The organism is Agrobacterium sp. V1, assembly GCF_030518355.1.
GTDB classification, from domain to species: Bacteria; Pseudomonadota; Alphaproteobacteria; order Rhizobiales; family Rhizobiaceae; genus Agrobacterium; species Agrobacterium cucumeris.
Map to the genome: position 1 here is coordinate 2,030,427 of NZ_JAULSF010000002.1, position 23,286 is coordinate 2,053,712.

Annotated in this window: 19 protein-coding genes and 2 pseudogenes; 16 read left to right on the forward strand and 5 right to left on the reverse strand. The window is 56.7% G+C overall.

The window, feature by feature from the left end; translation table 11 throughout:
• Positions 1–737: 737 nt before the first annotated feature.
• Together QSV77_RS23080 and QSV77_RS23085 are read left to right on the forward strand one after the other, a co-directional pair.
• A complete protein-coding gene (locus QSV77_RS23080; RefSeq protein ID WP_302735195.1) occupies positions 738–1,364 on the forward strand; it encodes a hypothetical protein in 627 nt (208 codons plus the stop codon).
• Between the two features lie 223 nt (positions 1,365–1,587).
• Positions 1,588–4,785, forward strand: coding sequence for a YadA-like family protein (locus tag QSV77_RS23085; RefSeq protein WP_302735196.1), 3,198 nt, complete (start codon positions 1,588–1,590; stop codon positions 4,783–4,785).
• A 285-nt stretch (positions 4,786–5,070) separates the two neighbouring features.
• On the opposite strand, the gene QSV77_RS23090 is transcribed toward QSV77_RS23085, so the two are convergent.
• The 3 genes from QSV77_RS23090 to QSV77_RS23100 form a co-directional block, all read right to left on the reverse strand.
• Entirely contained in the window at positions 5,071–5,565 is a 495-nt protein-coding gene (locus QSV77_RS23090; protein WP_302735197.1) for a hypothetical protein, read from the reverse strand.
• Positions 5,562–5,996 (reverse strand): hypothetical protein, encoded by a 435-nt coding sequence (locus tag QSV77_RS23095; protein WP_302735198.1) that lies wholly within the window; start codon positions 5,994–5,996, stop codon positions 5,562–5,564. The genes QSV77_RS23090 and QSV77_RS23095 overlap by 4 nt, the downstream gene beginning before the upstream one ends.
• A gap of 99 nt (positions 5,997–6,095) precedes the next feature.
• Positions 6,096–7,916: a hypothetical protein gene (locus QSV77_RS23100; protein WP_302735199.1), complete on the reverse strand. Its 1,821-nt coding sequence runs from the start codon at positions 7,914–7,916 to the stop codon at positions 6,096–6,098.
• Between the two features lie 423 nt (positions 7,917–8,339).
• On the opposite strand from QSV77_RS23100, the pseudogene QSV77_RS23105 reads away from it, so the two are divergent.
• Both QSV77_RS23105 and QSV77_RS23110 read left to right on the forward strand, forming a co-directional pair.
• Positions 8,340–8,738, forward strand: a pseudogene (locus QSV77_RS23105) (histidine phosphatase family protein); the annotation flags it as partial.
• Positions 8,739–8,822: 84 nt separating this feature from the next.
• Positions 8,823–9,053: an ester cyclase gene (locus QSV77_RS23110; protein WP_302735296.1), complete on the forward strand. Its 231-nt coding sequence runs from the start codon at positions 8,823–8,825 to the stop codon at positions 9,051–9,053.
• Between the two features lie 379 nt (positions 9,054–9,432).
• Here the strand turns inward: QSV77_RS23110 and QSV77_RS23115 are convergent, their stop codons facing one another.
• Positions 9,433–10,077 (reverse strand): TetR/AcrR family transcriptional regulator, encoded by a 645-nt coding sequence (locus QSV77_RS23115; RefSeq protein ID WP_302735200.1) that lies wholly within the window; start codon positions 10,075–10,077, stop codon positions 9,433–9,435.
• A gap of 163 nt (positions 10,078–10,240) precedes the next feature.
• Between QSV77_RS23115 and QSV77_RS23120 the strand changes: the two genes are divergently transcribed.
• The 6 genes from QSV77_RS23120 to QSV77_RS23145 all read left to right on the forward strand — a co-directional run bounded on the left by QSV77_RS23120 (position 10,241) and on the right by QSV77_RS23145 (position 15,413).
• The gene (locus QSV77_RS23120) at positions 10,241–10,735 is read left to right on the forward strand and encodes a TonB-dependent receptor plug domain-containing protein (RefSeq protein WP_302735201.1); all 495 of its coding nucleotides are present in this window, start codon (positions 10,241–10,243) and stop codon (positions 10,733–10,735) included.
• Complete coding sequence (locus QSV77_RS23125) at positions 10,736–12,388, forward strand: TonB-dependent siderophore receptor (protein WP_302735202.1); 1,653 nt, start codon at positions 10,736–10,738, stop codon at positions 12,386–12,388.
• A gap of 7 nt (positions 12,389–12,395) precedes the next feature.
• The gene (locus QSV77_RS23130; RefSeq protein WP_302735203.1) at positions 12,396–13,520 is read left to right on the forward strand and encodes an ABC transporter substrate-binding protein; all 1,125 of its coding nucleotides are present in this window, start codon (positions 12,396–12,398) and stop codon (positions 13,518–13,520) included.
• An 18-nt stretch (positions 13,521–13,538) separates the two neighbouring features.
• Positions 13,539–14,660 (forward strand): siderophore-interacting protein, encoded by a 1,122-nt coding sequence (locus QSV77_RS23135; protein WP_302735204.1) that lies wholly within the window; start codon positions 13,539–13,541, stop codon positions 14,658–14,660.
• Between the two features lie 172 nt (positions 14,661–14,832).
• On the forward strand, positions 14,833–15,033 hold the full coding sequence (locus QSV77_RS23140) for a type II toxin-antitoxin system VapB family antitoxin (RefSeq protein ID WP_271363583.1): 201 nt from the start codon (positions 14,833–14,835) through the stop codon (positions 15,031–15,033).
• A complete protein-coding gene (locus QSV77_RS23145; protein WP_302735205.1) occupies positions 15,030–15,413 on the forward strand; it encodes a type II toxin-antitoxin system VapC family toxin in 384 nt (127 codons plus the stop codon). Before QSV77_RS23140 ends, QSV77_RS23145 begins: the two co-directional genes overlap by 4 nt.
• 224 nt (positions 15,414–15,637) lie before the next feature.
• Here QSV77_RS23145 and QSV77_RS23150 read toward each other — a convergent pair.
• A pseudogene (locus QSV77_RS23150) lies at positions 15,638–15,874 on the reverse strand (IS6 family transposase); the annotation flags it as partial.
• 284 nt (positions 15,875–16,158) lie between these two features.
• Between QSV77_RS23150 and QSV77_RS23155 the strand changes: the two are divergent.
• From QSV77_RS23155 to QSV77_RS23180, 6 genes are all read left to right on the forward strand, one after another.
• Positions 16,159–17,025, forward strand: coding sequence for a MurR/RpiR family transcriptional regulator (locus QSV77_RS23155; protein WP_302735206.1), 867 nt, complete (start codon positions 16,159–16,161; stop codon positions 17,023–17,025).
• 279 nt (positions 17,026–17,304) lie between these two features.
• On the forward strand, positions 17,305–19,449 hold the full coding sequence (locus QSV77_RS23160) for a TonB-dependent siderophore receptor (protein WP_302735207.1): 2,145 nt from the start codon (positions 17,305–17,307) through the stop codon (positions 19,447–19,449).
• A gap of 58 nt (positions 19,450–19,507) precedes the next feature.
• Positions 19,508–20,431, forward strand: coding sequence for an ABC transporter substrate-binding protein (locus QSV77_RS23165; protein ID WP_302735208.1), 924 nt, complete (start codon positions 19,508–19,510; stop codon positions 20,429–20,431).
• Positions 20,432–20,445: 14 nt separating this feature from the next.
• Positions 20,446–21,450: an iron ABC transporter permease gene (locus QSV77_RS23170; protein WP_302735297.1), complete on the forward strand. Its 1,005-nt coding sequence runs from the start codon at positions 20,446–20,448 to the stop codon at positions 21,448–21,450.
• Positions 21,447–22,451 carry an iron ABC transporter permease gene (locus tag QSV77_RS23175; protein ID WP_302735209.1) on the forward strand — a complete coding sequence of 335 codons (1,005 nt, stop codon included), beginning with the start codon at positions 21,447–21,449 and terminating at the stop codon, positions 22,449–22,451. The genes QSV77_RS23170 and QSV77_RS23175 overlap by 4 nt, the downstream gene beginning before the upstream one ends.
• Positions 22,444–23,250: an ABC transporter ATP-binding protein gene (locus tag QSV77_RS23180; protein WP_302735210.1), complete on the forward strand. Its 807-nt coding sequence runs from the start codon at positions 22,444–22,446 to the stop codon at positions 23,248–23,250. The genes QSV77_RS23175 and QSV77_RS23180 overlap by 8 nt, the downstream gene beginning before the upstream one ends.
• The last annotated feature ends 36 nt before the right edge of the window (positions 23,251–23,286 follow it).

Genomic DNA, 23,286 nt, shown 5'->3' on the forward strand with positions numbered 1-23,286 from the left:
CTAGCAGCTTCAAAAGCCGAATTCGAAGTGCTTCGCTGCCTCAAAATGCCAGACTGATTCAGGGCGTTGTAATCGCGCGTCCAGCAATCGAGGAACCTCGCGCAAAGCGGCGCATCATTCATTCAACTTCACTGAAGGCTCAGGAAGCGGGATTTTGAAGGCAGTTATACAATCCCGCGCCATCCTCCCGCGCTCCGCGAAGCCTGTTCGACGCCTTCAAGGCCGACATTTAGCACATGTCATATTTACGTTCGACAAACGGGTTCGACTTCTGTTAGTGTATATTAGGAGGAGCTAAGTAACATGGCGTGACTGGCATCGTTTCAGGGGCCTTTAAATCATTGGCGTCGACGGCAAGGCGTTCGTCGATTGTGGGTCCATTCCTGTACCTTCATTTATACAGGCGGAGTTCCACCGTTTTTCAGTAGGTCCTTTCTAGATGTTGCGAATGGCGGTTCGAAGGGCCAGCCTTGAACAGTCAGATTGTTGCGGAACCTCAATTTGAATGGAGGTGAAGCGACTATTGGCCAGTTGTCGACGTCAGGAAAAATTTAAAAATTCCATTCTCCTCTCGTCAAGGTGAACGCCTTCTTTAACACGGCGGCGTCGGAACGATTTTCTATCAGTTCTAGACATAAGGGTATTCAGTTCTGCATTCATGGGAATCATAAGGGGAAGATTCTATGGCAGTCTCTAGCTCGTATTGGTGCAAATATTCCGCAATTTTGATACTCGCGATGATGAATAGCGTTGTGGCCCGTCCCGGGTTTACACAATCCTCAACGGAGAATGTCGGTCAGCGCGCTCCAGGCGTACCTTTACAGCTTGAACGTTCGTCCCTCATCAGCCTCATCCGCTATACTCTCGTCGCTCTGGATCAAGCAAACAGGACCGGAAACTACAGCGTTTTACGTGAGTTAGGTGCACCCGGGTTTATGCAAAGTAATAACCCTGCTCACCTTGCCGAGATTTTTGCGAACCAGCGCAAAGACTTATTGGACATGTCGGCTGTTACCATTTTGGAACCTCAGTTTACTTTCGGACCGCAGATCGAACAAAACGGGATGCTACATGTCGCAGGGTTCTTCCCCGCAGGTGCAATGCGTCTCAGTTTCGAATTTCTGTTTCAGCCAGTTGAACGTCAGTTTCGTGTCTTCACCTTGGCGGTGGCGTTGCATGAACCGGCAAAGGAAACCGCGTCGACTGAAAAGACCCAAAAATCCGGTAAACCTGAGGCAACCGCCAAAACTGAATCCGTTAGTCAAAAAACTGTTAATGCATCTGAGCAGGTCAAAAAAGACAACGCCGCCAAAGTAGCTATACCCAGTCAAAAACCTGCGTCAAAATCCAATGGATTGTACTGACGCGTTCAATATCGTCAATATTTCTGGCCGCTCAACAATCAACATAAATGCAAAGTATTTCTCGAAATAAAATCGAATAGAAACACAACATTATTTAGATTATACACCAAACCGAGAATGCTACTTTGAATTCCTGTCGTGTACCTGACTGTAACGGTACTCATTTGAACGCAATTGACATGACATACGCATCATTCACTCTCAGATCATGAGGTGCCATCATATGCAGTCCATTGGCAATCAACAGCAATCCCTCCACTATACGGCATTCCTGCTAAATGGCTCATCAGCTTTGTCACGGGGCATGTTGGGAATAGCATGCGGAGTTACCGCGTGTTTCGTCTTCGTTTCACCGACGGAAGCAGGAACATGTATCCAGCTGGATGCGCTTGGTGTTAACTCGGTCATGGGTAGTGGGGGAACAGTCGCCGCGACTTGCGGAGCTTTCTCGATAGCTGTGGGAGCCGGAAGTGGCGCGCAAGCCACTAATTTCGGGGTAGCAATTGGCGATGCCGCCATCTCAACCGGCTTGAATTCCGTTGCAATTGCCAGACAAGCTGAAGCGACGGCTGCACAAACGTCGGCTTTCGGCCATAACGCTGTGGCAAGCCAAACAAATGCCACCGCAATCGGTGAAATGTCGCGCGCGACGGGCGCCAACTCCACCGCGTTGGGACAGAATGCAAGAGCAACGAATACCTCGGCTCTCGCGTTGGGTCATTCGAGCAGCGCGTCCGGTGCAAATGCTACAGCCGTTGGCGACAGTTCCGTTGCCTCTGGAGCAAACACTGTTGCGCTGGGTAACGCGGCTGTAGCCTCGGGTGTTTCATCTTTCGCTGCCCTGCAAAATGCACGTGCGTTCGGCCAGGGAGGCATAGCTTTGGGGGTCAATAGTATCGCCGGTGTCAGTGGTCAAACCGGCATAACTGATGATCTTGCGATTGGAGGTGGGGCATGGGCTGAAGGCGGACGATCAATCGCAATGGGGTACCAGTCTCACGCTATGTCTCAGGATTCCATCGCACTTGGTTATGGAGCACTGGCGAATGAGGCAAACTCCGTCGCACTTGGTGCATCTTCCAATACCGATGTGGGGAACGTGGTCGGCACGCCCTCTGCAATAATCAATGGCGCAACATATAATTTCGCAGGCACGGTGCCCGTCGGTACTGTCAGCATCGGTTGGACGGATACTGAGCGTACCATAACCAATTTAAGCGCGGGTCGACTGTCGGCGAGTTCCACAGATGCTGTGAACGGCTCCCAGCTTTTTGCTTCAAACCAGGCAATAAACGCTATCGGTGCGATTGCGACCGGTTCGGTGGGCTATGATGACGCCTCTAAATCCAGCATCACACTAGGCGGTGTCGGTGCAACATCGCCAGTTAGCTTAAAGAATGTTGGCGCTGGCGACGTAAATGCTTCGTCGCGTGACGCTGTAAATGGTTCACAGCTATTTGCGACAAATGAAAACATAGCCAACTTGTCAGACGGCGTTAATAACGGGACAATCGGCATAATTCAGCAAACGGGTATTGGCAACCGTGTTGCACTTGTCGCTGCGGGCGGCACCGGGACAACGCCCGGTCAAGAACAAACGCTTTCGAACCTGGCAGCGGGTGCGATCAGCGCGACTTCGACAGAAGCGGTGAACGGTTCACAACTTTTTGCCACAAACGCGGCTGTGGCAAGTATTGCAGACAACTTAGGGAACGGAACGATCGGCGCCATCCAACAAACTGGCGTGTCCAATCAGCTTGCGTTGGTTGCTCCAGGAGGGTCCGGAGCTAATCCCGGGCAATCGCAAACCCTAACAAATCTTGCATCCGGCGCCCTCAATTCCACTTCGACTGATGCAGTAAATGGATCTCAACTTAACGCCACCAATCAAGTGGTAGCAACGCTGGGCAGCAACACTGCCAGTTACCTCGGCGGAGGCGCTACGTACGATCCTCTGACCGGGAGTTTTTCTGCACCCAACTACACGATCCAGGGAGGCAATTACGATAACGTCGGCGCGGCGTTTACCGCTGTTGACCAAAGTCTGTCAAACATAGCTAACGGTGGCGGCATCAAATTCTTCCATTCGAATTCTACACTGGCCGACAGCATTGCATCCGGCACGGACAGTGTTGCGATCGGACCTGCCGCCGTATCTTCGGGAGCAGCTTCGATCGCCATGGGCAGCGGAGCGAATGCAGCAAGCGATAATTCGATTGCAATAGGCCAAAATTCCAGTGCAAGTGGCGGTCAGGCCGTTGCAATCGGCAGTGGCCAAACCGCCATAGGAAATGGGGCCGTTGCAATCGGGGATCCAAATATCGCGAATGGAACCGGCGCGGTTGCTCTGGGCGCAGACAATATTTCAGCCGGCGACACCGGGGGAACGATTGCAGCCGATGGTGCCGTAGCTATCGGTAACGGTAACCAAGCAATAGGACGAGGTTCCGTGGCATTGGGTAATGCCTCAATCGCAAGCGTTGCTGGGTCAGTCGCATTAGGTGACGGCGCTCAGGCCTCTACCCTCAATGGCCTTGCACTTGGTTCCGGAGCGAGTGTTAACACAGCCAATTCCGTGGCGCTCGGTGCGGGTTCTGCTACCTCTTCCGCAACGGCAGTTTCATCGATGACTATCCGAGGCACGACTTATCAAGTTGCTGGAGGTGCTCCGGCAGGCGTGGTCTCTGTCGGAGCAGCCGGCCAAGAACGTCAGTTACAGAACGTCGCGGCCGGACAAATCACCGCATCTTCAACAGATGCTGTAAACGGCAGCCAGCTATTTGCCACGCACCAAGCATTGGAAAGCTTGACGTCGGGCGGCGCAGGCCTTGTTCAGTATTCTAATGCCGCCACACCGGATGTGCCCAACGGAGGGATCGCTTCAAACAGCTTAACCTTGGTCGCGGCTGGCGGTCCAGCAACGCTGAGTAATATTGCGGCGGGTGCTGTCAATGCTACTTCGACGCAAGCGGTGAATGGAGCGCAAGCCTATCAATCCGCGCAGTCAGTTGCACGTGCAATCGGGGGCGGTTCCTCGGTCACCAGCACCGGTGAAATCACTAGCCCATCTTATACGGTAAATGACAGAGGCTACAGTGATGTCGGCAGCGCGATTGGCGCGATCGATAGTCAATTAGGCGGATTCGGTAACCGGATGGAGAAGCTTGAGTCCTCGATTGAGGAAAACCGAAAGGATTCGAACGGCGGTACGGCAGCGGCAATGGCAGTAGCAAATCTGGTTCAGGCAACAACCCCGGGCAAAAGCCTGGTTACAATAGGATTTGGGCAGTGGCGGGATCAGAGCGCATTTGCGCTGGGCGCATCTCATCGCTTTGACAACAACTGGACGGTCCGTGGCGCAGCCAGTATTGCCCAACGAGGAGGTTCAGGTTTCGCTTTGTCTGCCGGCTACGAATTTTAGTAGCCGCGATCTGCAAAGCGACCAACAACCGGGAAACGGCTCGGTGATCGAAAGAGGGCCAAAAGGCTACTTAAGCGCGCCGTGCATCTCAATATTCGGGATTAACGCCATGACTTTGCTGGCTGGCGGCTACTACGTCCGTCGCGTTCCTTTCGGCGGCGGTGGCGGTCAACGATCCGCGTAATCTCTTGGCCGGATCCCACAATGCGCGCCTCTTCCCATCCCGTTTCAGCATATCTCAAGCCGCAGCTTAGAAAGCGCGCACTTAGCTCCCAAAGTACGAATCTACAGAAATTGCAACGCAAGTTTCGTTTGCTCCAGGAAGGAGGAACATACGTTCGCCATTATCATCTTGATATTCGCAATCGGTGTACGTACCGCGCCATTTTCGATCATTTTTGACTCCGCAGTCGCGCAACTGCCTGAAAGCGGGAATATCCGCACAAGCGCGCCGTCACAATTGGACTTATCGGTTGGACTGGCAATAATGGCTACCAAACCATTGCTCGGCTTCACATCGGGCCGGTGGAGAGCAGCGACACTCTGAAACAGATGTTCTGCTGGCGCTTTTTCATGCCAGCCAGCCTGGCTCTCAAAGCTGCCTTGTAGCCCAGCTCGGGACATTTTATGAACAATAGAGGAGCACTGCGTGAGGCCGATTTCTCCCACTTGCTGAACTGGCAACGGGATGGCCTGTTGTTGTGCGTCACGTTTCTCAGACCACGCTCCTTGAGGGACCAGCGAAAAGAGTGCCGACATCAGAATGCGGGGATATTTCATTGCTGCTCGCCCTCTCGCTTCAGGGCATTCGCATTGTCGGGATGCACAAGATTAACGCTAAACCCCTCGAGCTGTAGAGCCCCTTCCGCATAGCGCTGCACGATTATGAATTGCAGGACAAGCCCACCGTTCGCTGGAAAAAATCCGGCGGTGCGGAGGAGTTCTGAACTCGCGAGGTCTGGCCACTCTGTTATCGTCGGATCGGTAACAAGCGTGCCACCCAGCTGCATTCCGTTTGCCTTGAGTGATCCCAGCCGTTTCCGCAGCTGCTTGATCGTATTCTGACGCTGAAACTCCCGCGAGCCAAGATCGTAGATTACGGAGAAGTTATCTCTGCCCGTTGCATGGCTTATCGCCGCAAACGTTGAACGAAGGGGCGGAACGTCGGGTCTGAGGGCGAACCACCTCTCGTCTGAGCCGCCGAGTGTCACGCCGGTTTCCCGCGCCGAGATTGTCGTAAGCCCGGTCACAATCCGTCTTGAGGAAGGTACGTCTGCTGCACGGATCGCCGCTATCGCGCGGCGCGTCGATCAGCCTTGACAATCGCGATCACTCGACCGGCTGAGCTCTAGATATCTCACGGATTGACTTCGCTCCTTGCCGCGATTTGTAACCGAAGAGGCCTCCGGGGGTTGCGCGACCATCCTTGCCATTGCAATCGCAAGAATTTCGCCGGCTCTGCCAGACAGAGAAAGGCGATGGCTTGAGAGCCACTCACGCAGCTGTGGGAGCGCGGACGATGCGGAGCGACCCGCCAGACAGAGGCCTTGTACACCCGCAAGATAGGCCTCATAACGACCTTCTTGAGAGATGCCGTCTTTCTCTGTTAAGCCGGTTTCGATCAGCTTCAACATTGCGGGAACGGCCGCCTCTCCGTAGACGTGAAGTCTCGTCAGCGCTCCCCTCATCCATTTTCGTGCTTCCCGTTGCCCGGAAAGCCGCGTCATCTCGACGATGTATGGCTCAAGGGACTTGTCAGGCAAAGCCACAATGCCACTGCTCAGGTTTTCGAGTGACTGCTCTACGGTGACACCAATCGAGTCCGGCCAGGTCTTGCCGGCGAGAGCGCGTCTGATCATTTCGCTTGCCAGCACCGATAACGCCGCCCGTTCGTTCTTACGCGCGTCTTCCACCAGAGGACCAAGACGTGGAGGTGGTGGGAACGCCGGATCTGCCAGGGTTTTCAGCTGGAGATCAAATGCCGGCTTGGAGAGTTCGAAGAACAGCGGTAGGTTGTTGTGATAATCCGTGTAAGCTTTCCACTCCCCAGCAGTTGGTGCGCGCCCAGCCGCTATTGCAGCTTCGATATCGGCAGCAATAGCTTCTTCGATACCGCTGGCGTCGATTACTAAATCGAGCCCAAGCGTACCAGTCAGAAATCTGTTCCAGGCTTCTTCGCTGTCTACATGTTTTTCACCACTTTCACCCCCACTCAACCGCCGATCAATTTGCCACCAACCAATTTCCTGAACCCAGCCGCCCCCTTGTGGGACAGGCAGCAACAAATATCCGAGCGTACGGTATCGTACTTCGGTGTGCCGATAGATTTCACGAAACGATGCCGACGCCGCGTCTCTGGCATGGGCACTTAACCTGTATACCGAAAGCGCGTCGTCGTAGCCGCGCTGTTTTCCTTCGAATGAGTAACCGCGGCTCTTGACCTGTTGTCGTGTGACCACGAGGTCGGCTTCGGAAAGCGTGGCGTGTTCGCTGACAAGGCATAGCCCCTGGCTTGCTTTCAGATTAACGACATCGTTGATGCGGATCGGCGGTGTATGCCGCGCCTGTTGAGCCTGAACTAGCGCGTTTGCACTAAATTTTTCCTGGGCAACCGGGCAGACGGGCCTTCTCTCAAACCGAAACGCATTTGCGCTCTGCTGTGGTTCAAGCTCCTTTTGCCCGGGGATCGTCCGCGCCACAATCACCTTTTCCACTGAGCCTGCCAGCAATACAAGAATGCAGAACTCATCGCATCTGTCACCCTCTGCCTGGCGGAATGCGATTGTTCGCGAATTGAGCGGAAGGCTGACGCGGTTGAGATCGTCCGAAATCCACTCTCGTGCCTCTAGGTAAAGCGGCAGTGTGAGGATAAGTGGCAACAAAGCAAGCGTGGCTGGCACAAGCGCGACCGAAAGAAACACACGACGTGGCCGGCGAAACGGTAAAAACCTGAAGATGATCAGAAAGACAATGCAACAGAGTAGAAGTGACGGCGCCGCCCATAGCGCCAACGCTATTGGAAGACCAATAATGCTTATCGCCGCAATCGTGACTAATTGGGGAATATTGATGACAAGTATTGTCAGAATGACGAGGGCAAGAAGTACCGGAAAAAACGCCTTGTAGACCATAGTGCAGCACTATTCGAAATTGCGGGCACCCGCTCAGTAGGTTGGTTACCTCATTCGCTATTACCGGACGTTGCTGTTGTAAAGCAAAGTCGGTTGTCATGATTAACGCGAGAAGATTTTTGGATCCAGTCGCAACAGCGCATCAGTATCGCGCTTGCGACGCAAGTTCCTCCGTTGCGAGGCAGTTACGATAGATGGACTGTCGAATGTTTTAATTGCTCTTGAAAGTAGTCGAACCGTCAACCCCGCGCCTGGAATTGGCTAAACATTTGCAACACAATTCATTCACAGTCGCAGGGCCGCGGTAACTTGGTTTTGCTGGCTAATAGGAATGACGTCCATCGAAAGGATAATCGACAGAACGGCGATATAACCAAGGCACCAAGCTGCTGATAAATCAGCGCGGAGACGGACCGGAAGGTGCTGGGCCGCGTGCGGCAGACTGCAGAGCGGATCCTGGTCAAGGTGCCGCTTCCGCGTGTCGAAGATTACCGGCTCGCAGAGGTCACCACCAGGTCCTGGGACGGGATGACCCGATTGGAGATCGACAGCGAGTTTCCGGGTCACCTTGACGGGTCCGACGGGTTCGATTGGTATTTCAGGGCGCCGGAAGGAGAAAGTTTCGATGACGCCTGCAAGCGGGCAACGTCATGGATATCGGATGTCCAGCACCCGACCATCGCCATTTCCCATGGTCTGTTCGGGCGGATCTTTCGTGGTGTTCTTCTCGGACTTTCCAAGCGGGAAATGCTTGAACTTCCCGTTCCACAGGACGGATTTTATCGACCTTATGACGGCAGCTGCGATCTCATCGCAGCTTGATCCACACCATCGAGGGGGACATGCCATGCCGATGCGGGAGGACAATATGCAAGCACTCAACGACATCTATCTTTCCTATGTCGACTGCCTCAGGCCTTCGACGAACTCGCCGCCTTCGTTGATGACAATGTCGAACACAACGGACGGCCGTTTGGGCTGTCGGGGTATCGAGACATGCTGATGAAAGACTTCGCCGATATTCCAGATCTTCGGTTTGAGGCAGAAGTCCTTGGTTCTTGTCATCGACACCAAACTTGGAAGAGAAATGAATCCCGCCCTGCCAGCGCGTTTTCTGGTCACCCGCGTTCCTCATGAGTAAAGCGCTAGCGGTCGTTGAACATGTGCTGTAGGTAATACCGGTTAAAATGCCGTACCAGGCTTCCTGGCTTTGAAGGGATATGAACCGACGGCCCCGTTATTACGAAATTCCCTCAGTACGAGATTCGTATGCTAACCAAGAGCTTGGGGGGCTGGGACCGAATGACCCGTTCCAATATCCAAACTGAAATAGCGGTCATTTATCGATAGTTCTGAAGGAGGCAGCTCGGAACCTCCAAGTCATTCACAGCTGGATCGTGGCATCACAAAACGGCACGGGGCACCAGACGAGGCGGGTGGCAGGCTTTGGAAGATTTGCGATAGTACGCTCGATTTCAAACTCCAGAACTCTCCACAAAAATGGTCACCCCTGCTGTTAGCCGTCTGCCGATATTCCTCTGTAGAGCCAGTTCCAGGTCCTGTCGAAATACAGGTCGACAGACTGTCTTGTATCAAATTCGGCGCTGCCCATCATCGCGGATGAGGTGGGCATTGCGACAAGACAGTGAATGAGATGGCTGGCGATCAGGCTCACATCCCCGGTCGCAACCATGCCCGCATCCTGCGCTGTCTGCACGGCATCGACGAGCCGGTTCATGATCGGATCGGGCTGCGGCGGGATCGGTCTTTTCTTTTCGAACACGACCGCTTCACTGAAAGTGATACGCTTCAGCGCAATGAGGTCCGGCTCCATGTTGATATGCAGCAATTCGCGCATCAGGGCCCGCAGGCGCTGAAGAGCGTTGCCCTGTGCCATCGGCAAGTCTCTCAGCCGCGCCACCGCTCGGGCGTGAGCATGTTCCACCACGGCTTCGAACAGGGCGACTTTCGAGGGAAATCGGCGATAAACAGTATCCTTGCCTGCCCCGCACTGCGAAGCGACCTGTTCCATTGAAGTGCCGGCAAAGCCGCGCGTCGCAAAAAGCGTGGTCGCAGCGTCGATTATCCGTTCGGCTGCGGCGTTCTGTTCCGCCTTCAAGGGCCGACCGACCCGCGCTGTGGCATTTGTTTTTTCCGACACCAGATTTCCTCCGCACTTGCCCATGCCCGGCCTGTTTGAAGACGTCGAACAGGATTGCCAACATAAAAGTTGACCAATGCCTTCATATTAACTGGACAGGACGGTCCCGTTTGATTTATGCACTCTAGCAGATTTCCCAAGCTTCGACCATGGGGGCGAATTCGTGAAGCAAGGTCTTTCCTTTAAAAACATTCTGACAGCCACAACCTTTCTGGTGGCGACCCATGCCCTGGCGCAGGAGCAGGGCACACAGTTGGAAACAATCGTCGTGCAGGGCAATGGCGGGGCAGCCGGGACCTCCGCTGCGATTGTCGCCAAGTCCACTCGGTCGGCAACCAAGACCGGAACACCTTTAGCCGAAACGCCGCAATCCGTTACGGTGATAACGCGCAAGCAGATCGACGACCAGAACCCGCAGACGGTCGGTGAAGCGCTGCGCTACACAGCCGGTGTGTTGTCTGATCGGGACTCGAATTCGCGTTACGATTCCGTGTTTCTTCGCGGCTTCGGCGCATTTGGCACGGCGACCAATTATGTGAATTATCTGGATGGTTTGAAACTTCAACGTGGTCAGGCCTTTGCAACACCCTCCATTGATCCGTTTCTCCTTGAGCGCATCGACGTCCTGAAGGGGCCGGCAGCACTTCTTTATGGCTAGGTGAGCCCTGGCGGCCTCGTCAATCAGGTCAGCCGCAAGCCATCGAGCGTGCAGTCAAACGAGGCAAGACTCGAAGTCGGGACCGATGGAAGGGTGCAAAGCGGTCTTTATTCCACCGGCCCCATCGCCACGGATGGAACATGGCAATATGGTATCGGCATTGTTGGCCGTTCCTCCGGCACACGCTATGACGATGTGGATGAAAAGCGTCTCGGCATTGCGCCATCCCTCAAGTGGCAGCCGGACGAGGATACCTCGCTCGTTGTTTCCGGTTATTATCAGCACGATCCGGAAGGCGGCTATTTCAACTCGCTTTATCCGAAGTTTCTGGCGCCCGCAGGTTATGCCGGTTTCCTCAGTCGGGACCTCAATGTCGGGGATCCCAACTACGACGCGTTCAGGCGCACCCAGTATGGTGCCGGTTACGAGTTCGAGCACAGGTTCGATGACCAGGTGACCATCCGCTCCAACTTCCGATATTCCGGCGTGGATACCGATATGCGTTCGCTCCAGATGAACGGGCCAATGTCCGCGACGGGTATTATTCCCCGCTGGGCTGTCCATTCCATCGAGGACACCGAAGGCTTTTCCTTCGACAACCAGGCTGAATTCAAGTTCGAAACCGGCGCCATCGGTCATACGCTTCTTGCCGGCCTCGACATTCAGCGCTCAAGCAGCAGCTGGGAATATCTGCTGGGTGGCGCGACGCCGCTTGATGTGGCCAATCCCGTCTACGGCCGACCGGTCGGCCCGTTCATGACGGCAGTCGACAATGATCAGTCGCTTCGCCAGACAGGCATCTATCTCCAGGATCAGATCGAGATCGGCGGGCTGCGCGGCGTTTTCGGGGTGCGGCACGACTGGGCCCGTCAGGACACTGACAATCTCCTTGCCGGAACATCGTTGAAACGATCCGACAGCGCAACAAGCTATCGCGCCGGCCTGCTTTACCTTTTCGATAACGGCATTGCGCCTTATGTCAGTTATTCCACCTCGTTCGAACCTTCCACCAGCGTTGGCGCCAATGGCAGTCCGTTCAAGCCGACGGAAGCGCAGCAATATGAGGTGGGCGTAAAATACCAGCCTTCAGGGCTGGACGCCATGTTCACGCTCTCCGCTTTCGATATTCGCCAGCAGAATGTGGTCTATTACAACGCCTCATCAGGCTTCAATGAACAACAGGGCGAAATCCACTCCCGCGGGCTGGAGTTCGAGGCTAGGGGGAACCTCACCAGCAATCTCGAACTGATCGCTGCGGTTTCCCTGCTCGACACGGAAGTTTCCGAATCCGGCATCACGTCGATCATAGGTAACCGCCCGCAGGCGGTACCACGCTACTATGGTTCGCTCTGGGCGAACTACACCGTCTCATCCGGTGCGCTGGAGGGCTTAAGCATCGGCGGCGGAATGCGTTTCGTCGGCTCCAGCTATGGTAACGACACCAACACGGTGAAAGCCGATGGCTATACCCTGCTTGACGCCGCACTTCGTTATGATTTTGGAGCAACGAACCCGAAACTCAAGGGGCTGCAGGCGACACTGAACGTCACCAACCTGCTCGACAAGGACTATTACTCCTCCTGCAGTTCCGAGTATTATTGCCAGTACGGCAATGGCCGCACGGTGCTCGCCGGCCTCAGATATAAATGGTGATGTCGCCGTGATCATAACGAGACGAGGCTTTTGCATCTCCTTTGCGGCAGCTGGCATCCTTTCCGGCATTCAGCCCGCTGGAGCCGAGCAGCCGGTTATCGTGAGGGATATGGCGGGGCGCGAGGTACATCTTCCCGCCCTGCCGAAAAGGATCGTTCTGCTGGAGGCGCATGACCTGCTGACGATGTCGCTCCTGCATCGCGATCCTGCGTCGCTGGTCGTGGGCTGGGCCGCCGTCGATCGGCTCGACAGCGGTGAATTGCAGACGATCCTGCTGAACGGCCATTCCGTCAGCACGGTCGGGACGTTGAGCCCGGACACGCTTTCCCTTGAAGGGCTGATCGCCCTGTCTCCCGACCTGATCGTGACCACGGCCTTCATGACGCCGCAGGGTGATGATAATTCCCTGCTGCAGAGGCTGAAGGAGATCGGCATTCCCGTGGTCTTCAGCGACATCTCCTCAAACGCGGCGGATGAGGCGCGGGCAAGCGGCCCGGTTGATGCGATGAAAGCATCTATGCGCATGTGGGGAACACTTCTGGGTGCTTCAGGCAAAGCAGAGGCCTACATCGCCTTTGTCGAGCGGGAACTGGCGGGCATTGCAACGTGCGTTTCAGGTGCGAAGCCCGTCACGACCTATCTGGAGGTCCAGTCGACACTCGACGACTGCTGCTGGGCGGCAGGCAGAAAGAACTGGGGCGAATTGCTGGCGCTGGCCGGTGGTCAGCCGCTTCCGGGCGTGGTCGCGCCGTGGTTTGAGAAGCTGTCGCTCGAATATCTTCTTGCCACACCGCATGAGGTCTACATCGCCTCCGGCGGCGGCTGGGCCTCGGGTGGCCGTCCGTCCATCGGCCCTGGAATCGACGCCGAACAGGGTCGACAGGGATTACAGCACCTGATCGAGGGCCGCCCGAGTTTCGAACATCTGCCGAGCGTTCGCTCAGAACGTGTTTACGGGATATGGACCGGGTTGATTACCAACTTGCCCCTCAACGTGCTGTTTATCGCCCAGGCAGCCAGATGGCTGCATCCGGATCGATGTGCCGATATCGATCCAACCGCCATTCTCGACACCATCAATCGCGACTTCGCAGCATTTCCCATAAAGGGACCGCTGTGGGCGGCGATCTGAGACACGGAGCCACACCCGATGCCATCGACCAGCAACAACCGATACCGCGCACATGCCGCTGTCCAGTTTGAAAAGATTAACGACTATATCGAACCGATTGTTGAATCGATTGCAACGCACGACATGACCGTCAAGAAGGCAGGTGGCATTCATCACATCCATTCGCCATTCGGTGACGCCACATTCGAGGCGACGGCAAACGGTTTTCGGTTGACGGCGGAAGCTTCCGATCCCGGCGGCCTGAACCGGCTGAAACATGCTCTGGTCGGGCCGATCGGTTTCATCGCCGCCCGTGAAAATCTCGATATTCAATGGGAAGGCGACCATGCGGACCCTGCCTTACCCGACGATCTGCGCATTTTGCGGGTGCAGACCATTGAGGACCTGTCGCCCCGCTTTCGCAGGATCGTCTTCAAGGGAGAGAACCTCGAACGTTACGACCGTAAAGACCAGCTCCACTGTCGTCTCATTTTCCAGCCGCGCGACATCGCCGCGCCACGCTGGCCGCTACTTGACCATCGCGGGCATGTCGTCTGGCCGGACAATAATGCGGTTCCGACGCGCGTCTATACGATCCGCTTCATCGACACGGCAAGACAGACAATCACAATCGATTTCGCGCTCCATGCTCATCCCGGTCCCGCGACCGTGTGGGCGATGAATGCACGGGCAGGCGATGTCGTCGGTATTCTGGGGCCGGCGGCGAACGGCCCGGGGCTGGCGGACTTCTACGTTCTCGCCGGCGACGAAACCGCATTGCCCGGCATTGCCAGAATTCTCGAATATCTGCCGGCGACGGCAACCGGCCATGTCTTCATCGAAGTCGATACGCCCGCCGACGAATTGCCGCTCTGCTCTTCCAGCGATGTTTCGATCCGGTGGTTGTATCGCAACGGCAAGGCTGCAGGCACAACGACGCTGCTTCCGGATGCAATCCGCTCCATTCAGTGGCCGGCATGCGCTGAGAACACCTTCTTCTGGGGTGGATGCGAACACAAGGCATTCAGTGCCATTCATCGCCACCTGAAGAAGGAAGTCGGGCTTCCCCGTCACCGCTTCGTGCTCTATTCGCACTGGCACAGGTGTCTCAGCGAGGAAGATATCATCGTCAAAGGGGCAGATGCTTATCTACCTCAGTGACATTGAGTTGCGGTTGATGGAATAGAACGCATGAGCAGACATTTTCCGGTTAACACCTTGAAGGGGATCGAACCAGCGACCCGCGATAGGCATGGTGGCAATGGCCAGATCGAGGGGCGTAGATTATCGCACCAATTGGTGCTATGAGCGTATCAACATCTGGGAGCTAGCTATGCGATCTACTATCAATCTTGACGACAATCTCATGGAACGGGCCAAGTCCCTTACAGGCACAAAGGAAACGGCGGCTCTTGTGCGTCAAGCACTCGAGACTTTGGTACGAGTCGAATCCGGCAAACGGCTGATCGCCCTTGGGGGCACTATGCCCGAGGCCGAGGTAGCGCCTCGCCGCCGGAGCGAAGTGGGCAAGTGATCCTTGTCGATAGCTCAATCTGGATTGATCATTTTCGACACGGCGACTCGGAGCTGATCAAAATCATCGGAGATGATCGGTTACTTTGCCACCCTTTCATTGTCGGCGAACTGGCCCTAGGCAGTCTGCGAGATCGGGATGCGGTATTAGCATTTCTTGCAGCTCAGCGTGAGGCAGTAGTCGCGACCCATGCAGAGGTAATGACCGTCATTGATGGCTATTCAATATTCAGCATGGGAATCGGCTATACTGATGCACATCTGTTGACTTCAACCCTCCTCGATCGACGATCAAGCTTGTGGACGAGGGATAAACGCCTGGCGGCTGCGGCTCAGAAGGTTGGCGCGGCGCTTTATCCCTCCGCGAATATTCCTCACTAGGCATCCAGCGGGGAGCTTTCTGAGCAGTTTGTCGAGTTAGGACCGAAGTTCTGCCGCCAGTCGCATTGACTGACAACGAAGAACCGACGTCGTCTGTGCGACCTCACGTGAGGCAGTAGGTCAAATCAAAGAAAGCCGTAGCTATTGCGGAGATGTTGCATCCAGAAAATGTTCGGCTCGAATACCTGCCGGGAAACGAGCGCTTGATCGGGATGTACTTGTTCCGTCTCATCAACACGCCAGGATGCAAGGGTTGGTCGTTTACGTCTTTGTGCTTGAGCAGCAATCTGCGGCGAATATTTAACAACCCACCGATTCAACGTTGCATGATCAATCTCTACGCTGCGTTCGGCCATGATTTCCTGAAGCTCGCGATAAGAAACTGAATAACGGACATAGAAGAAAACAGCATACAGGATGACACTTTTGGGGAAATGAGCACCTTTGAAATCAATTGTCACCTATATTCAGCTCAATCAATTACGCACGTTGATGGTGACTTAGCTCAACAGAAGTGAAAATTTTGCGACAGAACCATATCCTCGCCCGGTTCAGACTGCGCGTTTCCGCCTGAACTTCGCCTCGGATTACTGATATGAAAATCGCCGGGTGCCGCGATCCAAGCTGGCGCCCGCTCATCCCTTCGCCGCTCATTCTCATCGGTGAACGGATTTCCTGTTTCGATGGAAAGGCTTGTCAGCTATCTAGTTTGTCGTGAGTACTTCATTTTCAAAACGGGAATGGCATGAGCGACGACAATCATATGGTGTTGCGGGACCGCTTTCAGCAGCACAAATCGAAACTCAGCCGTTCGGAACTGGCTGTTGCCGAATATTTACTGGCAACGCCGATCGATGTCCTGATCTTCGAAAGCGCGGAAGATATAGCCGCCAAGAGCGGTACGAGCGACGCAACGGTCATTCGTGCGGCGCGACGGCTAGGCTTCACCGGCCTGCCGGAACTCAAGCGGCTCTCCAGCCGCAACATGGCGAAAAGCGTTCCAACAACGGAACGGCTGTCGCAGCGGTTCCGCGCCACCGGCGACGATCTTGGCAGGATCAAAAAACGCATCTTCTCCACAGCCCATGAGATCATGACCTCTTGTGAAGAAAAACTGGAGATCGATTCGCTTGCGAATGCGATCCAGTTGCTCGATGCCGCCGATACCGTGTGGTGCCTGGGTATGGGACGATCCGAGGTGGAAGCAAGGCATTGCGCGACAGCACTCAGCCGCGTCGGGCTGAGAACCCGTCATTCCGGATCATCCGGCTTTTCGCTCGCCAACGAGTTGGTTGATCTGCGGCAGGAGGACGTCGTCATTCTGTTCCACGTCGCCCGCGACACAGCCGAATTGCGGCTCATTGTCAATCAGGTCAGCGACATCGGCTGTCGTGTCATCCTGGTATGTGGCGTCCAGCTGACGGAGTGTTATCGCGACAGAGCTTCCGCAGTGCTGACATGCGTCGGATCCGCGGCAGGACTTGCAAGCTGGACGCTCGGTGCCGTCGTCACCTCCGATATTCTTGCCTACGGCATTGCTACACGTAATCAGGACCGAGCGCTCAAGAGCCGAAAGCGCCTCGCGCGGCTGCGCGAACAGATACCGCAATAGCGGATCTCGAAAGAGCCATTCAAAAAGATGAGAATATCAGTAATGTTTTATTGATATCCACACTTCAATAATGTAGTGGTGACGACATAACCGCGGGCGACAGCGGCCGATCCCGTATTTTCCGTCGAGGGGCACTCATGAAATCTAGTCGAAAAATCACTTTCTAGCGGAAGCGCGCAAGCAACCGCTCCCACACACCATTTCAAACCGATGATCCCTTTACCGCGCCGTACCGGCACGGAAGGAATTTTGTTGTCCTGCTTTCAGTCTGGGGCCCTGATGATTTCCTACCGTAGATTAGCAAATTCCGTTCTCCTCGCTTCGGTCGCCTTCGCACCCGCCAGCGTTTTCGCGCAGGATAGCGCCAATGGCGGCGAAACCGTCCTAGAAGCCATCACCATTACCGGCAACTGGCTGGAGCAGCCCAACAAGGAAAAGGTGCTGAAGCACCCCGGCGCTCGCACCATCATGGACAAAACGGAGCTGGAAGAGCGCGGCGCCGTCGACATTCGTGACGCCCTCAACCAGATTCCCGGCATCCAGGTGCAGGAAAGTGCCGGCACCGGCGGCAGCGATGTCTCTCTCAACCTCGGTGTTCGAGGCCTCACCTCGCGCCTGTCACCACGCTCCACCGTGTTGATGGACGGCATACCGCTGTCCTACGCTCCCTATGGCCAGCCGCAATTGTCGCTATTCCCTCTCGTGCTAGGCAATGTCGATACCGTGGATGTGGTGCGCGGGGCAGGCTCCGTACGCTATGGACCGCAGAATGTCGGTGGAATCATAAATTTCGTGACACACCCGATCCCGGATGACGTCACGGTTCGCATGTCTTCCTCCGCTGAATTCGGCGGCGGCACCAAGGCAACGCCGAGTTTCCTTATCGGCGGGACCAATGATGACGGGCTTGGGGCCGCACTTCTCTATTCGGGCATTCATGGCACCGGCTATCGTGACAGCAACGACCGCACGGATATCGACGACCTGATCTTCAAGGGCAAGTATGAATTTTCGGATACGGACACGCTGAGCCTGCAATATCACCACTACAGCGGCGAAGGGCAAATGCCAGGGGGCCTGACAACGGGTGAATATGCGGCAGACCCATTCCAGTCGACACGGCAATACGACGAGTTCAATGGACGCCGTAATGATATCTCGCTGCGCTATCAGCACAATGATGGCGAAAACAACTTCGAGATCCTCGGCTATTATGTAAATTCGTTCCGCGGCAGCTTCGTCGAACAGCAGGGAACAGGGGCAAGCGCAAACCGCTATCGTCTGACTTCGGCACCGCGCGACTATGAATATTTCGGCATCGAACCACGCTACTCGCGCCTGTTCGACATCGGCGACACCACGCATGAGGTGACTGTCGGCTATCGTTATCTATGGGAGGAAAGCTCCGAGGTGGCAGCGCGCACCGCATATTACGACCGCCTTCCCGGCTACAATCCCCATACGCGTCCGATGGTCACCTACCAGACCAGCGAGGGCGGCACCAAGGCACACGCCATCTATATCGACGACAAGATCCAGTTCGGCAACTGGACCGTCACGCCCGGCGTCCGCTACGAGATGATCAGCACCAATAACACCGTAAATGACCTCGCCGGTGGTGTCGTCACCGCATCGCGCTCGCCGCAATTCGACGCGAACGAACTGCTGCCCACGCTCTCCGTCGCCTACCAGATCAATGATGCCTGGAGCGTCTTTGGAAATGCCGGCGTTTCCTTCGGGCCTCAGCAATATAGCCATCTTGCCTCGACCACGGATGGCCTTAATCCTGAAAAGGCCAAGACATATGAAATCGGCACGCATTATCAGGGCGATGCCTTGAGCGCGGAATTGACGGCCTTCTACATCGATTTCGACAAGGAACTGCTGCTCAGCCGCAACATCGTCGGTGAAGGCGTGTGGACAAATCTCGGCGCAACCACCCACCAGGGCATAGAAGCGGCGGGGCGTTACGATCTCGGCAGCCTCACCCCGTCGCTGGACGGGCTCTCTGTCTATGCGAACTACACCTATACGGAAGCCGTTTACGAAGCAGGAGATTTCAAGGGGAAAGATCTTCCCTTTTATTCTCGCCACTTCGGCACCGTCGGCGCAAGCTACCGATATGAAGACTGGGTCATCAATGCGGATGTCACGGCGCAGTCGAAGCAGCGCTCCCCCGGAAGCGGCACAACCTATGTCACGGAAGAAGACTCTACCGGACGCCTTGGCGACATACCGGGCTATGGCACCGTCAACCTGCGCTTGGCGTACCAGCCGGAAAACAACAAGAACGCCCCCAAATTCGCACTCGGCGTGAAAAACCTCTTCGACAACGAGTATTTCACACGCTCAACTGACAACAACGGCGGCAAGTTCGTCGGCCAGCCACGCACTTTCTTTGTCAGTGCCTCGGTTGCTTTCTGATCGCGTAAAATTTGCGGGCCGGTATAGTACCGGCCTGCCGCACTCTCCGGAACCATCGATGATTACCTTTACTCGCAGAACAACAGGCATCCTGCTTCTTTCGACGATCGCGTCGGCCATGTTTTCACGAACCGGCATAGCCGAAGAGGCACCAAGAAGCATCGCCCATCAGCTTGGCTCGACGGAAATCGTCGGCAGACCACGCCGCGTCGTGGCACTGGAATTCTCCTTCGTGCAGGCTCTCGATGCAGTTGGCGTCGTTCCCGCAGGCATAGCTGACGACAACCAGCGCCAGCGCATCGAGCTGCTGCTGGGCAAGAGCATCGATTACGCCTCGGTCGGCACTCGGCTTGAACCCAATCTCGAACTCGTCAGCACCCTTGCACCGGACCTGATCATCGCGGATGAGGTACGGCACGCCGCCATATATGGCCAGCTGAGTGCCATTGCGCCAACCATCGTTCTGAATAGCTGGGAAGGTGACTACAGGACCATCAAGGAGAGCGTGGCCACCATTGCCGACGCCCTCGGCGAACACGACAGGGGCCAGCAGGTGCTTGCAGCGCACGATGAGACCATCGCCGCACTGGTCGCGCGCATCCCGCCCGGTGAACAGCGACGCATTCTGCTTGCGGTGGCGACGCCGGATTCGATGAGCCTTCATACCTCGTCATCCTTCACCGGCTCGGTTTTTGAGGCTCTCGGCCTCGTGCCCGCCCTCCGGTCCTCCGATCCGGTGGAGAGCGGGGCCAGCCTTGAGCGGCTGATCGCGGTCAATCCCGACATCCTGCTTGTCGCTACCGACCCGGGCGGTACCGCGCTTGACCAATGGAAGGGCAATGCCGCCTGGGCCAACATCGCGGCAATCCGAAGCAACATGGTCTTCGAGGTCGATCGCAACCAGTTCGCCCGGTTCCGCGGATTGCGAACTGCCGAAATGATCGCCCGGGAGCTGCTGGCCAAGGTCTACAGGGCGGAATAGGGATCGTGACGGCGATGGCCTCCAAAGGCCCGGACAACAAAACACGGCGGCCACTTCTCATCGCAGCCTTTCTCATCGTGCTTCTGGCCGCAAGCGTGATCGCCGGGATTGCCTTCGGCGTATCGCAATTGCCGCCAATGACGGCCCTGCGACTTCTGGTGGCTCCCGACGGGTCGCCAGAAAACGCACTTGTCTGGGACATCCGCCTGCCGCGCGTCCTTCTTGCCGTTCTGGTCGGCGCCAATCTGGCAGTAGCCGGTGTCCTGATCCAGACCCTGACACGCAACCCGCTGGCATCGCCGCAGACCTTCGGCATCAATGCCGGCGCGTCGCTTGCCATCGTCGTCTGCCTGATCGCCTTTCCGGCGCTTCGGGGAGCAGGCACAGTCTGGCCGGCCTTCGTGGGCGCTGCCATCGTGGGCTTTGCGATGTGGGCGCTCTCGGTATCCGGGGCGATGAACGATATGAAACTCGCCCTTGCCGGCATCTCGATCCAGCTCGTGCTGTCCGCGCTCGTCCAGGCAATCCTGATCGCCAACAATGCGGCGCAGGACATCGTCTACTGGCTCGCCGGCTCGGTCAACGGCGCGCAGTGGTCCAAGGTCTGGACGATCCTCCCGTTCTCGCTGGTGGGTGGCGGATTGGCGCTTGTTGCCGGGCGGCATTTCGGCGTTCTGTCGCTCGATGAAAGCACCGGCGTGTCACTCGGGCAGAATGCGCGGCGCGTCGGCGGACTGGCTGCGGTTCTCATCGTCGTCCTGGCTGGCTCGGCCGTCGCCGTCAGCGGCCCCATAGGTTTCATCGGCCTTCTGGTGCCGCATATCGTCCGGCGTCTCGTGGGCAGCGACCAGGCAACCGTCCTTGCCCTCTCCCTGCTCTGCGGCCCGCTCCTGCTCAACACCGCCGATCTTCTCGGCCGCATCGCCGCCTTTCCGTCTGAACTGCCCGTTGGCATCGTGACGGCCCTGATCGGCGCTCCAGCCTTTCTTCTGCTGCTCAACCGCCGGAGGGGTGCATGAGCCGCGCGCTGGAGCGACAGGCAGACGCGCGTGCCATCGGCATCTGCGGCATACTTTTTCTGCTGCTTGCGGCCATCGCTCTTCTGGGCATCATGGCGGGCGCCGTCACGCTCGGTTTTCACGAGGTTCTCGATGCGCTCGGCGGCGGTAAAAACGCCTTCATCGTGATGCAATATCGTCTGCCGCGGATCGCCGTCTCCCTTCTGGCAGGTCTCTCCTTCGGCCTTGCCGGCGTTTTCCTGCAGGGTGCGCTGCGCAATCCACTCGCCTCCCCGGATGTCGTCGGCATCACCAAATGGGCGGGGCTAGGGGCTTTTCTCGCCGGGCTCGCGACACCACCGGCCTGGGTGAGCTGGTCGGTACCGCTCGGCGTGATCGCCGGCGCCCTGTTCGGCGCGGCCGCGCTCCTTTTCATCGGTCGGCGCTTTGGTGGCGTTGCCTCGCTCGCGCTGACGGGCGTCGCTCTCGGAATGCTTGCCCAGGCGCTGATGCAATACATCATGGTGCTCCACCCTTCCCGCGCCGACCAGTCCATGGTCTGGCTTGCTGGGAGCGTCTATGGCAGCACGGCACGCGATGGGCTCTTCCTTTCGCTCTGGCTCCTCGCCTGCCTGCCGGCCGTTATCTATTCTGCGCTGCGGCTGGATGCCGGCGGCTTCGGTGACGATACGCTGATCAGCATCGGAATTTCACCACCTGCCCTGCGTGGCGGCCTGATCCTCATATCCGTTCTCCTGTGCGCCGGTGGCGTCGCGGCTGTTGGAAGCATGGGGTTTCTGGGGCTCATCGCACCGCATGCCGCACGCATTCTCGTCGGCAGCCGCGCACGCCATCTTGTGCCGGCAAGCGCCCTTGTCGGCGCCCTTGCCCTTTCTTCGGCAGATCTGATCGGCCGGGTGATCGCCCTGCCGAATGAAATTCCCGCCGGCATCGTCGCCGCTGTGATCGGCGGTCCCTATCTTGTCTTTCTATTGATCAAGGAGACAGGTCGCCATGGCTGATGCCCACCCGACACGCCTTCACTGCGAAAAAATCACCGTCGGCTATGCCGCCGCCCCTGTATTGAACGATGTCGATCTCGCCATACCGGACGGGAAAATCACGGCCCTGATCGGCGCAAACGGCAGCGGCAAGTCGACACTGCTGCGCACGCTGGCGCGTGTCATTCACCCCTCCTCCGGCACGGTCTATCTTGATGGCAAACCAATCAGAACGATGGCCGCAAGAACGGTTGCACAATCGCTTGCCCTGTTGCCGCAGAGCCCGGTATCTCCGGATGGGCTGACCGTCAGACAACTCTGCCGTTTCGGTCGCCATCCGCATAAAGGCATCCTGTCGCGCCCAAGCCGGCACGACGAAGAGATTGTCGAACAGGCACTGGCCTCCACCGGCCTTCTTGAGCTTACCGAGCGCGAGCTCGATCGGCTGTCGGGTGGTCAAAGGCAGCGCGCCTGGATTGCCATGGCGCTGGCGCAGGAGACTCCGCTCCTCCTGCTCGATGAGCCGACGACCTATCTCGACATCGCCCATCAGCTGGAAATTCTCGACCTCCTGAGAAAGCTGAACACAGACGAAGGCCGAACGATCGTCATGGTTGTGCATGACCTCAACCACGCTGCGCAATATGCCGACCACCTGGTTGCCCTTGCAGATGGCGGCATACTCGCCACAGGCAGCCCTTCCGCCCTGCTGACCCCACACCTCATCAACGCCATTTTCGGCGTCGAGGCGATGGTCATTCCGCATCCCGCCGATGGCACGCCACTGTGTCTGCCTCTCGGCAGTAAATCGAATAGCTAACCGGGAATGGGCATCGTAAACTTAAAGGCAAATAGG

Excerpts from the sequence above, each read along its gene's own strand:
- QSV77_RS23080 (WP_302735195.1), top strand. The coding sequence starts at position 738 with ATGATGAATAGCGTTGTGGCCCGTCCCGGGTTTACACAATCCTCAACG.
- QSV77_RS23085 (WP_302735196.1), top strand. The coding sequence starts at position 1,588 with ATGCAGTCCATTGGCAATCAACAGCAATCCCTCCACTATACGGCATTC.
- QSV77_RS23090 (WP_302735197.1), bottom strand. The coding sequence starts at position 5,565 with ATGAAATATCCCCGCATTCTGATGTCGGCACTCTTTTCGCTGGTCCCT.
- QSV77_RS23100 (WP_302735199.1), bottom strand. The coding sequence starts at position 7,916 with ATGGTCTACAAGGCGTTTTTTCCGGTACTTCTTGCCCTCGTCATTCTG.
- QSV77_RS23135 (WP_302735204.1), top strand. The coding sequence starts at position 13,539 with ATGCCATCGACCAGCAACAACCGATACCGCGCACATGCCGCTGTCCAG.
- QSV77_RS23140 (WP_271363583.1), top strand. The coding sequence starts at position 14,833 with ATGCGATCTACTATCAATCTTGACGACAATCTCATGGAACGGGCCAAG.
- QSV77_RS23155 (WP_302735206.1), top strand. The coding sequence starts at position 16,159 with ATGAGCGACGACAATCATATGGTGTTGCGGGACCGCTTTCAGCAGCAC.
- QSV77_RS23160 (WP_302735207.1), top strand. The coding sequence starts at position 17,305 with ATGATTTCCTACCGTAGATTAGCAAATTCCGTTCTCCTCGCTTCGGTC.
- QSV77_RS23165 (WP_302735208.1), top strand. The coding sequence starts at position 19,508 with ATGATTACCTTTACTCGCAGAACAACAGGCATCCTGCTTCTTTCGACG.
- QSV77_RS23170 (WP_302735297.1), top strand. The coding sequence starts at position 20,446 with ATGGCCTCCAAAGGCCCGGACAACAAAACACGGCGGCCACTTCTCATC.
- QSV77_RS23175 (WP_302735209.1), top strand. The coding sequence starts at position 21,447 with ATGAGCCGCGCGCTGGAGCGACAGGCAGACGCGCGTGCCATCGGCATC.
- QSV77_RS23180 (WP_302735210.1), top strand. The coding sequence starts at position 22,444 with ATGGCTGATGCCCACCCGACACGCCTTCACTGCGAAAAAATCACCGTC.